This is a genomic window from Paraburkholderia sp. SEWSISQ10-3 4 (assembly GCF_030464785.1).
Taxonomy (GTDB): Bacteria; Pseudomonadota; Gammaproteobacteria; order Burkholderiales; family Burkholderiaceae; genus Paraburkholderia; species Paraburkholderia aspalathi.
Window position 1 is genome coordinate 1 of sequence record NZ_JALPRI010000044.1, and the last position, 11,202, is coordinate 11,202.

The following is an 11,202-nucleotide window of genomic DNA, read 5'->3' on the forward strand; positions in this document are numbered from 1 at the left end:
GCTAATAGACCACTAACAATTCAAGGAAAGGCCAAAGCCCCAGGAACACGGACAAACAAGCGCCCAGCAGGCAACCAACTCAAGAAAACCCCACCGCCGAAGGCAAAAAAACAAGACCAAGCCCAGCGCCGCCACCCCCTTTTACATGCAATCCCGATATAGATATGTCCGATCAATATTTAACAACCGCATGTAGCGCTGCTACCTTAATCCCCTCGAACAGAGCACCACACCCATTCAAGAAAGCCACCGCCCCGCCGGGCAAAAAACCACCCTTGGGAGACACCACCGTGTCCATCGAATTCATCGGCATGATCCAGACCCGCAAGGTGTCCGAGACCCACGCCCCGCAAGGGCCCATCATCGACATCGACTACGTGGAGCAGTTCGCCCGCGCTCACGAAGCCGCGGGCTTCGACCGCATTCTCGTGCCGCATCATTCGACGAGCCCCGATGCGCTCCTCACCGTCGCCCACGCGGCCAGCGTCACGAGCAAAGTGCATTTCATGCTCGCCCATCGCCCCGGCTTCATCTCGCCCACGCTCGCTGCGCGCCAACTGGCAACCCTCGATCACTATTCCGGCGGCCGTCTCGCCGTCCACATCATCTCCGGTGGCGATGACGCCGAACAACGCCGCGATGGGGACTACCTGTCGCACGACGAACGCTACGCCCGCACCGACGAATACCTGCACATCCTGCGCCGCATCTGGACCGAAGCGAAACCCTTCGATCACAACGGTCAGTACTATCGTTTCGAACAAGGCTTCTCCGAAGTGAAGCCGGTGCAGCAACCGCATATCCCCGTGTATTTCGGCGGCGCGTCGGCGCCCGCGCTCGAAATTGCCGGACGTCATGCCGATGTCTACGCGCTGTGGGGCGAATCGAAGGCGCAAGTGCGCGAACAGGTCACCCGCGTGCGTGCCGAAGCCGCGAAACACGGCCGTAACGTGCGCTTTTCCGTGTCGTTCCGGCCCATCCTCGCAGCTACCGAAGCCGCCGCGTGGGAACGCGCGGAGCATATCCTCGAAGAAACCCGGCGGCTGCGCGCGGCGCAAGGACTCGGCGTCGGCGGCCCGGCGCAAAGTGAAGGCGCGCGGCGGCTGCTCGCGGCATCAGGTGAATCGGATCGCGTCGATGAACGTCTGTGGACCGGCGTCGCCAAGGAAATCGGCGGACGCTCGAATTCGACCGCGCTGGTCGGCACGCCGGAACAGGTCGCCGAAACGCTCGCGGAGTATTACGCGCTTGGCGTGTCGACTTTCCTTGTGCGCGGCTTCGATCCGCTCGAAGACGCCGTCGACTATGGCCGCGAGCTGATTCCGGCCACTCGCGAACGGATCGCGCGCGTCGAACGCGTAGCCGCCTGAACGGAGCCACAGATGACCGATCTATCCGCCGCGTTGCAAAACACCCCGGAGTCGCAAAGTACCGGCGCGCTGCAAGACACGCCGGAGCCGCAAAGTACCCGCTCGTTGCAAGACATCGCAGCGCCACAAGGTGCCCACGCGCCGCAAAGCACCCCGGAGCCGCAAAGCACCCCGGAGCCGCAAAGCACCCCGGAGCCGCAAAGCACTCCCACGCTGCAAAACACCGCAGATACACCGCCACTCCAGCGTCACGCGCCGCTGCGCAAATTCTGGTTCGACGACGTCCCGCCGCGCGCCAGCATCGGGGCCGAGCGGCGCTATCGGCAGGAACGGCTCGCCGTGGCGTTTCGCCTGTTCGCCCGCTACGGTTTCGATCAGGGTCTCGCCGGCCATATCACCGCGCGCGATCCCGAGTGGCCCGATCACTTCTGGGTCAATCCGTTCGGCAAGCACTTCAGCCGCATCCGCGTGACGGATCTGCTGCTGGTGAATGCGGAAGGGGAGATCGTGGTCGGCGAAGGGCCGGTGAATCAGGCGGCCTTCGCGATTCACGCGGCGATTCACGAGGCGCGTCCGGATGTGATTGCCGCCGCGCACACGCATTCGCTCTACGGCAAGGCATGGTCCACGCTCGGCCGCACGCTCGATCCGTTGACGCAGGACTCGTGCGCCTTCTATCAGGACCACGCCTTGTTCGACGACTTCCGCGGCGTGGTGCTCGATACCGATGAAGGTGCGCGCATCGCCACGGCGCTGGGCGCACGCAAGGCGGTGATCCTGAAGAATCACGGCATCCTGACGGCGGGTCCAAGCGTCGAGGCGGCGGCGTGGTGGTATATCGCGCTCGACAACGCCTGCCATGCGCAATTGCTCGCCGAAGCCGCGGGCACGCCGCAAGCCATCCCGCACGACGTCGCCACGCTCACGCACGAGCAGGTCGGCCGCCCCGGTGGTGCGCTGTTTGCGTTCCAGAGCCTGCTGGAAGGGCTGGTCGAAGCCGAGCCTGACGTCCTTACCTGAGCACCCCATAAGATGACCCAACGTTTCGATTCGCCGGTTTCGCTCCGGCGCCGCCGGCTCGTGTCCGCGCTGCCGGTCGCGCTGTCAGCCTCATTCCTTGGAGCAGCAGGTACAGGTTTGATTTCGACAGCCGCCGCAGCAGCCACGCCGGCGGCAAGCGAGAAAACCGATCCGTCTGTCGACCTCAGCAAAGTCCGTTTGCGTGTTGCAACCTACAAAGGCGGCGACGCTACGCTGCTAAAAACCGCTGGCCTCGCGGATACGCCCTACGCCATCGACTGGTCCGAATTCCAGTCCGGCAACGCGATGGTCGAGGCGATGAACGGCGGCTCGCTCGATATCGCCTCCGGCAGCGAAATCCCGCCGATCTTCGCGCGACTGCAGAACGCTCAGGTGCGCGTGATCGCCGTCTACAAGGACGACGTCAACAACCAGGTGGTGCTGGTCCCGAAGGGCTCGACGATCCGTTCGATCGCCGATCTGAAGGGCAAACGCGTCGGCTATCTGCGCGCCACCACGACGCATTACTACCTGCTGCGCATGCTCGAAGAGGCGGGGCTATCGTTCAGCGATATTCAGGCTACCTCGCTTGCGCCGCGCGACGGTTTCGCCGCTTTCAACGCCGGTTCGCTCGATGCCTGGGCGATCTACGGCTACAACGTGCCGCTTGCAATCTCTCAAGCGGGTGCGCGCGTGCTGAAAAACGCCAACGGCTATTTGTCCGGCAATTACCTGTACTACTGTCATCCGTCGGTACTCGCCGATCCGCAACGGCGGGCCGCGTCCGCGGATCTGCTGGTGCGGTTGCAACGCGCCTGCACATGGTTCGGCCAGCATCAGGATGCGTACGCGAAGGTGTTGTCCGCGGAGTTGCGGGTGCCCGAGGAGGCGATCCGTTCCTTGTATCGCAACCAGAGCCAGGCGCGCCGCGTGACCGGCGTCACGGCGGCGGACATCGCCAGCGAGCAGCAGGTTGCCGATACGTTCGCGCGCGCCGCGGTCATCGACCGGCATGTCGACGTCGCACCGTTATGGACCGACACCTTCAACGCCGCGCTCGCCCGCGGTGCGTGACAAATTCAAGTCAACCCACATTCTGAACATTCGATGACTCAAGCTTTGAGACCGGACCGGCTGCGCGTGTTCGTCGGACGGATTGCGTCGCTCGTCGACGAGCGCGCGCCCGAAGCGCATCTGCTCGAATCTGGCGGCGCCGCGCTGCGCGAGCTGATCGCCCACGACGACTGGTTGCCCGACGCCTTCGCGCGGCCCGACCCCGAGCGCTATCAACAATTCCTGTTGCACGCGGATTCGCAGCAGCGTTTTTCAATCGTAAGTTTTGTATGGGGACCGGGCCAGTCGACGCCGGTCCATGACCACACCGTATGGGGTTTGATCGGTGTGTTGCGTGGTGCGGAAATTGCTCAGGGATATCGCATCACGCCAGACGGCGCGCCGGAAGAAGAGGGGGCAGCAAAGCGCCTCGATGCCGGCGCGGTGGATGCCGTGTCGCCGCGCATCGGCGATATCCATCGTGTCAGTAATGCTTTTGACGATCGTACGTCGATCAGCATTCACGTGTACGGTGGAAATATTGGCGCGGTGACGCGTTCCGTCTACCCAGCCGGCGGAGGCCGAAAAACCTTTATCTCCGGCTACTCGAACGATGTGTTGCCGAATATCTGGAATGTTTCGAAGGAGTCCCTGATCTCATGAGTTTCGCTACAGAATTCCGTACCCGATCATTCAAAGACGTGCGCCGCGCACTGCTCGAGCGCGAGGAAATCGCGCTCGTCGACGTGCGTGAGGAGGATCCGCACGCACGCAGTCATCCGCTGTTCGCGGCCAACCTGCCGCTCTCGCGACTCGAACTGGAAGCGCCGGTGCGCCTGCCGCGCCGCGACGTGCCGATCGTGGCGTTCGACGACGGCGAAGGACTTGCCGAACGCGCCGCACGCCGCTTGAACGAGCTGGGCTATACCAATGTCGCGCTGCTCGATGGCGGTTTGCAAGGCTGGCGCGAGGCGGGCGGTGAGCTGTTCCAGGACGTCAACGTGCCGAGCAAGGCATTCGGCGAACTGGTCGAAAGCGAGCGCCATACGCCGTCGCTCGGCGCGCCGCAGGTGCTCGCACTGCTCGATCATGAAGCCGATGTGGTGGTGCTAGACGCACGCCGCTTCGACGAATACCAGACCATGAATATTCCCGGCAGCATCAGCGTGCCGGGCGCGGAACTGGTATTGCGTGCGCGGCAGCTCGCGCCGAATCCCGCCACGCGGATCATCGTCAATTGCGCGGGGCGCACGCGCAGCATTATCGGTGCGCAGTCATTGATCAATGCGGGGGTGCCGAATCCGGTTGCGGCGCTTCGCAATGGCACCATCGGCTGGACGCTTGCCGGTCAGGCACTCGCGCACGGCAGCTCGCGGCGCTTCGAGCCGATTGTCGACGACACGGTTCGCCTCGCCGCCGCCGATTCCGCGCGCGCGGTGGCGGATCGCGCCAGGGTAGGCCGCACGTCGCGCGATGAAGCGCGTCGCTGGGCCGATGAAGCGGTACGCACCGTCTATCGTTTCGACGTGCGTACGCCGGAAGAATACGAAGCGGGCCACGTACCCGGATTTCGCAATGCGCCCGGCGGTCAACTCGTGCAGGAGACCGATATGTTCGCGCCGGTGCGCGGCGCGCGCGTGATCCTCGCGGACAACGACGGCGTGCGCGCGAACATGAGCGCGTCGTGGCTCGCGCAGATGAACGTCGAGGTGTATGTGGTGGACGGCCTAGGCAACGCGGACTTCAGCGAAAAGGGCGCCGCGCCCGCCGCGCGCTTTGCGCCCACGCCGCCTGCTGTTGAAGAGATCACGCCGGCCGGACTGGTGACGCTGCTGCAATCACCGGGCACCGTCGTGCTGGATTTCACGACCAGCGCGAACTATGTGAAGCGCCATATTCCCGGCGCATGGTTCGCGATTCGTGGGCAACTCGACGAAGCGTTACGCAAGCTGCCGGACGCGCAGCGTTATGTGGTGACCTGCGGCAGCAGTCTGCTTGCGCGCTTTGCCGCGCCTGAGTTGGCGGCGCTGACGGGCAAGCCGGTGCAGGTGCTGGCCGGCGGCACGAACGCGTGGATCGAAGCGGGCTTCGCCGTGGAGAGCGGTGAGACGCGGCTGGCGTCGCCGCGCATCGATCGCTATCGTCGTCCGTATGAAGGAACCGATAACGCGCGCGAAGCGATGAACGCCTATCTGGAGTGGGAGTACGGCCTCGTTGCCCAGCTTGGGCGCGATGGAACGCACGGTTTTCGCGTGATCTGATGGGCAAGCGGCGCGTGGCTCAAGCCGCGCGCTGTGCTCGCGCCTCCTTGAATTGCCGCTCGATCGCCGCGCCGAAGCGCTCGACCGGCTGTTGCAATTTACCCAGCACGCGCGGATGCACGAGCCAGATATCGATGAGCGGTTTGAAGTCGCTGATCGACACGATATCGAGTGCGTCCGCGTGAGCGCTGGCGTGCAGCAGAGGTAAAGGCACGAGGCCCAAACCGTTGCCGTCGGCGACCAGTTGCAATTGCAGCTCGGTGCCGAGCGTTTCCAGATTGAGCTTGAGCGCGAGCCCAAGACCCGTCAGCGTGCGCTGCAGGCCATCGCGAAAGCCGCATCCATCCGGATTCAATACCCACCCGACCGACTGGCATTCCGCCAGCGTGTGCGTGCGTTTCTTCAACATACCTTTTTGCGCGACCACCGCCAGTTTGATGCGGCCGAGCGAGCGCGCCGACAGGATCTCGTCGAAGGTCTTGTTGCTCGGCAGCAGGATCGCGGCGGCGTCGAGTTCGCCCTGTTCGACACGTTGCAGAAGCTGGCTGCCCCAACCGGTCGACGCACGCGCTTGCAGATCCGGATAAGCCGACTTGAGGCCGCGCATCGCATCGGTCAGCGCGATATCGGCAATCGTCTGCGCGACGCCGAGGCGCAGCGTGCCCACGGGCGGGGTGTCGGTGGCGACGATCTCGCGCAGCACGTCGAGTTCACGCTGGATCACTCGGCATTGTTCGTAGACGATGCGGCCTGTTGCCGTCGCTTTGAGCGGACGTGTATTGCGGTCGAGCAATTCGACGCCGAGCGCCTCTTCGAAATTCTGCAGGCGGCGCGTGATTGCCGGTTGCGTGAGGCCGAGTGAGAGCGCTGCCTGTTGCAACGACTGACAGCGAATGACGGTGACGTATGCGTCGATTTCGTCGATCTTCATGATGAGCGGTGACTTGGTGAGTGCGCTGCGAGGCGCAAGATTCGTGCGTTCGATGATACCCGTATCGATGTGCGCGCACGCCTCGCCGGTCAATAAAATTCGCATATTTGCTTAGCAGAATAATGCGTTTGTCTTATACAGATGCGTGCCTTATCGTCGATAGCACATTATCTGAATGCCACGACGTAACCGCCGCCATGCCGACTCCTAGTTCTTCGTTCTCCGCCTCATCCGTCTTGCAACGTGCGTTGCTCAAACCACTCGGCGCGGCGGTGCTCGCACTGTGCGCGACGCTTTGCGCAACGCAGTCTTTTGCGGCGGATCTACCCGTGCTCAAAGTCGGCGACCAGTCCTTGCAAACCCGCGGCATTCTCGAAGCATCCGGACAACTCCAAGACCTGCCGTACAAGATCGAGTGGTTCAACTTTCCTGCCGCGCAACCGCTTGGCGAAGCGCTGAACGCCGGCGCGGTGGATGTAGGCGGACTCGGCGACGCGCCGCTCGTGTTCGCGCTCGCAGCCGGCGCGCGGGTCCGTGCGGTCGCGGCAACCCGGTCGAATCCGCTGGATCTGGCGATCGTCGTCGGCGCGCAATCGCCGTTGAACGATGCAGCGAGCCTGAAGGGCAAACGCATCGCCACGACGCGCGGTTCGATCGGCCATTATCTCGCGCTCGCCGCATTGAAGAAGGCCAACGTGCCGGTCAGCGACGTCACGTTCGTGTTCCTCGCACCCGCCGATGCGAAGGCGGCGCTTGCGTCGGGCAGCGTCGATGCATGGTCGGTGTGGGACCCGTATACGGCGCTCGGTGAAGCGCGCGATCACGATCGCATCATCGCCAACGGCGTCGGCCTGTCCGAAGGGCTCAGCTATCAGGTTGCGACCGAACGCGCGATCGCGGAGAAGCGCGCGCAACTCGCCGACTTCCTGCGACGCGTGGCGATCGGCCAGCGTTGGGCGCTTTCGCATCCCGACGAGGTGGCGGCGATGCAATCGAAAGTCACGGGCCTGCCGACCGATGTGCTGAAAACCGTCTATCAGCGCGGCCAGGTGCATCCGGTGGCGATCGACGACAGCGTCGTCAGCGCGCAGCAGCGCACCGCCGATACCTACGAAGCCGCCAATGTGATTCGTGCGCATCTCGACGTGCGTACGAGCTTCGATCGCAGTTTCCCGTTGCCTTGACGCGGCCTGCCGGAGTCCTCGCATGAATGCCCCGATTGCCAATAGCGCCGTGACGCGCCGTCATCCACCGCTCGATAGTGCTGCGTTCGACGCGCTGCTCGCGAAGCTCACGAGCGAGTTCGCTGCCGGTGCGGCTCACTACGACCGCACGGCGGAATTTCCGCACGCCAATCTGGCGCGCTTGCATGAATTCGATCTGCTCTCGTTAACGGTGCCCGCATCGCTTGGCGGTGCGGGTGCGAGCTTGCCGCAGGCTTTGAAGGTGGTGCGCGCGGTGGCGCGCGGCGAGCCTTCCACGGCACTGGTGCTGGTGATGCAATACCTGTTTCATCATCGCTTGCAGGGCAACCCGCATTGGCCTGTTGAACTGCGTGAACGTGTGGCGCGTGAAGCGGTACGCGATGGCGCCTTGATCAACTCGCTGCGCGTCGAGCCCGAGCTGGGCACGCCGGCACGCGGCGGTTTGCCGTCGACGATTGCGAAGCGCAGCGCCGATGGCTGGATCATCGACGGCAGCAAGCTGTACTCGACCGGCAGCCCGGGTCTCGCCTGGCTTGCGGTATGGGCGCGCAGCGACGAGACGCCGCCGCGCGTTGGCGTGTGGCTGGTGCATCGGGACACCCCGGGCGTGCGAGTCGGCAGCGAGTGGAATCATCTCGGCATGCGCGCCACGGGCAGTCACGAGCTCGTGTTCGAGAACGTGTTCGTACCGGCTGCTCACGCGGTTGACGTCCATCCGCCTGGCGAGCCGGGTGCGGGACTCGATGCACTTGGCTTCGCGTGGATGAGCGTGCTGTTGTCGGCGGTGTATGACGGCGTCGCACGGGCGGCGCGCGACTGGTTCGCGCAATGGGCCGCTGAACGCACGCCCGGCAATCTCGGCGCGCCGCTCGCGAGCTTGCCCGCGTTTCAGCAGACGCTCGGCCGCATCGACGCGCTACTGTTCAGCAATCGTGTGCTGCTCGACGCAAGCGCGCACACCGAACGCGTGACACTCGATGAAGCGCCGCTCGTCAAGTACACGGTGACGAACCAGGCCATAGAGGCGGTGCAACTGGCCGTCGAGGCAAGCGGCAATCCCGGTCTGAGTCGCGACAATGCGCTCGAGCGTCACTATCGCGACGTGCTGTGCGCGCGAATTCATACGCCACAGAACGATTCGGTGCTGCAGGGGGCAGGGCGCGCGGGTTTCGCTGCGTTTGTCCGCGCGTAGGGAGAGCTGCACGACTGCCGTGCAAACCGGGTGCTGCGCCTGCGCAGCCCACTGCAAATCCTCTGCCAATTCGGTGTAAACGCGCTCTCGTTTAAATCCGGCAATCCGTTTAGATTAGCTGCACTTGAGGGGCTTATCGAGGGACCAGGGCGGCCAAACAAGCAGCGGTCCGCCATTCAGGCGACGGCGCAAGGTCAGAGGCCAAGGTCTCTCACCGCTTCGCCCGGGACCGGACCGCTGCGCGTCGTCCGCGATGCTGCGTTTCAAGCGGCTGTTCAGCCGCTGTTTGGTTTCCGGTTTGACCGTATCGACCGACTTGGCGACGCTTTGCACAGCGTCGCCTTTTTGTTTGTGGAGACGGTTTCTCGCATTCCTCTGCAACACACGCCGCACGGCGGCCCTTGAGCGCATTGCCTGCGTCGCTCGCGGTTTTTCGCGCACGCGGTTATCCTGTAGTACACCCTACACAACGGGATGCGGGCGGATTGCCGCTTCGTGTCCGTACAGGAAACTCGCTGTGAGCCTCAAACTGCTTACTGTCGCGATGCTGGCCGCGTGCGTTGCACTGACCGGTTGCGACGACCAACAGAGCGACCGTGCCGTGCAAAAACTCAAGGAATTCTTCAACGCCGTCAAGCCGGACGCGTTGCTACTCAAGAATATGACGCCGGGCATTACCACTGAGGCGCAGATCCGCGATCAGATGGGCAAGCCGGAAACCGAGCGCACTTTTACCGACGGTTCCAAGCGTTTCGAATATCCGCGCGGCCCGCAAGGACTGAACACGTACATGGTCGACATCGACCGTGACGGCAAATTGCAATCCATCACGCAGGTGCTGACCGCCGACAACTTCGGGAAGATTCGCATCGGCATGACGGAAGACGAAGTACGCCGCCTGCTCGGCAAGCCAGGTCAGATCGCCGTGTTTCCGCTCAAGCCGGAGACCGTGTGGAGCTGGAAATGGCGCGAGGGCGGTGTGACCGAAGAAGGCATTTTCAACGTGCACTTCGACCAATATCAGAAGGTGTACACGACATCGCGCTCGGACGTGATACGCGGGCGCTAGCCGGTAAAAGGCGGGGAACACATGATACATCGACGTCGATACAGCCGGATCGGGCTGGTGTTGGGGGGCGGCGCAGCACGTGGCTGGGCGCATATCGGTGCGATTCGCGCGTTGCACGATGCGGGCATCAAGCCAGATGTGGTGTGCGGCACGTCGATTGGCGCGCTGGTCGGTGCCGTGTATGCCAACGGCGATCTCGACTGGCTTGAAGAATGGGTGTCGAAGCTCACCTGGCAAACCGTGGTGAGGCTGCTCGATCTACGTTTTTCGGGCGGCTTGCTGGGCGGGCGCAAGGTGATCCAGATATTCGCGGACAAATTCGCCGGCCGCTCGATTGCGCAATTGAACATGCCGTTCGCGGCGGTGGCCACCGAACTCGATTCGGGCCGCGAGAGCTGGTTACAGGACGGCAGCGTGGTGGACGCGGTGCGCGCCTCGATTGCGATTCCGGGGATTTTCACGCCGGTGTATCACAACGGTGTGTGGCTGGTGGATGGCGGCTTGAGTAATCCGGTGCCGGTCTCGGTGGCGCGCGGCATGCGGGCGGACTGCGTGATCGCGGTGGATCTGAACAACGACATTCTGAATGGGCGCGATTTTGGTGGAGCGGCGGTTGACACGCCGGCGCTGGATCCGGATGCGCCGCCGCCGGTCGCGTTACGGCGTAACGGCAAGCCTTGGCCACGCTGGCTGGCACCTGCCGAAGGGCGCGCTTCCGATGATGTGCGGGTGGCGCCGGCGCCAAGTGCGCGGGTGCCGTCGATGCTGAGTTCGATCGCGCAGAGCATCGACATCATGCAGGTGCGGATTTCGAGGAGCCGGCTGGCGGGTGAGCCGGCGGATATTTTGATTCAGCCACGGCTGGGTGGGATGGGGATTTTTGATTTTCACCGGGCCGGGCCCGCGATGGAGGAGGGGCGCGCGGCGGTTGAGTATATGTTGCCGGCTATTCGGGCTCGGTTGGGGATTGAATGAAGGTTTGGTTTTTTTGCCTTCGCGGCGCTTATTGTCTGTGTTCCTGGGGCTTTGGCCTTTCCTTGATTTGCTAGTGGTTTATTAGCGTTCCCCCTGTGCGGGGGGGCACCTACTTTTCTTTGCCGC

General features: G+C 63.6%; 10 protein-coding genes. 9 read left to right on the forward strand and 1 reads right to left on the reverse strand.

All coding sequences use genetic code 11. The features are described 5' to 3' along the window. Positions 1–290: 290 nt before the first annotated feature. From M0D68_RS36425 to M0D68_RS36445, 5 genes are all read left to right on the forward strand, one after another. Entirely contained in the window at positions 291–1,370 is a 1,080-nt protein-coding gene (locus M0D68_RS36425; RefSeq protein WP_266226895.1) for an LLM class flavin-dependent oxidoreductase, read from the forward strand. Between the two features lie 213 nt (positions 1,371–1,583). Continuing rightward, entirely contained in the window at positions 1,584–2,390 is an 807-nt protein-coding gene (locus M0D68_RS36430) for a class II aldolase/adducin family protein (RefSeq protein ID WP_266226907.1), read from the forward strand. A gap of 12 nt (positions 2,391–2,402) precedes the next feature. Beyond that, on the forward strand, positions 2,403–3,464 hold the full coding sequence (locus M0D68_RS36435; protein WP_266226897.1) for an ABC transporter substrate-binding protein: 1,062 nt from the start codon (positions 2,403–2,405) through the stop codon (positions 3,462–3,464). A 33-nt stretch (positions 3,465–3,497) separates the two neighbouring features. Further along, positions 3,498–4,106, forward strand: a complete 609-nt coding sequence (locus M0D68_RS36440; protein ID WP_266226899.1) for a cysteine dioxygenase — start codon at positions 3,498–3,500, stop codon at positions 4,104–4,106. Further along, complete coding sequence (locus tag M0D68_RS36445; protein WP_266226901.1) at positions 4,103–5,704, forward strand: rhodanese-related sulfurtransferase; 1,602 nt, start codon at positions 4,103–4,105, stop codon at positions 5,702–5,704. The genes M0D68_RS36440 and M0D68_RS36445 overlap by 4 nt, the downstream gene beginning before the upstream one ends. Before the next feature lie 19 nt (positions 5,705–5,723). Here M0D68_RS36445 and M0D68_RS36450 read toward each other — a convergent pair whose 3' ends face one another. Then, on the reverse strand, positions 5,724–6,635 hold the full coding sequence (locus M0D68_RS36450; protein ID WP_308187619.1) for a LysR family transcriptional regulator: 912 nt from the start codon (positions 6,633–6,635) through the stop codon (positions 5,724–5,726). A gap of 197 nt (positions 6,636–6,832) precedes the next feature. Here M0D68_RS36450 and M0D68_RS36455 point away from each other — a divergent pair, with 197 nt between their 5' ends. The 4 genes from M0D68_RS36455 (at position 6,833) to M0D68_RS36470 (ending at position 11,076) form a co-directional block, all read left to right on the forward strand. Further along, positions 6,833–7,819 (forward strand): ABC transporter substrate-binding protein, encoded by a 987-nt coding sequence (locus tag M0D68_RS36455; protein WP_266226904.1) that lies wholly within the window; start codon positions 6,833–6,835, stop codon positions 7,817–7,819. A gap of 22 nt (positions 7,820–7,841) precedes the next feature. Next, positions 7,842–9,032: an acyl-CoA dehydrogenase family protein gene (locus M0D68_RS36460; RefSeq protein WP_266226905.1), complete on the forward strand. Its 1,191-nt coding sequence runs from the start codon at positions 7,842–7,844 to the stop codon at positions 9,030–9,032. A 517-nt stretch (positions 9,033–9,549) separates the two neighbouring features. Beyond that, positions 9,550–10,101, forward strand: coding sequence for a hypothetical protein (locus M0D68_RS36465; protein WP_093646800.1), 552 nt, complete (start codon positions 9,550–9,552; stop codon positions 10,099–10,101). A 21-nt stretch (positions 10,102–10,122) separates the two neighbouring features. Beyond that, a complete protein-coding gene (locus M0D68_RS36470) occupies positions 10,123–11,076 on the forward strand; it encodes a patatin-like phospholipase family protein (protein WP_093646802.1) in 954 nt (317 codons plus the stop codon). Positions 11,077–11,202 lie beyond the last annotated feature (126 nt).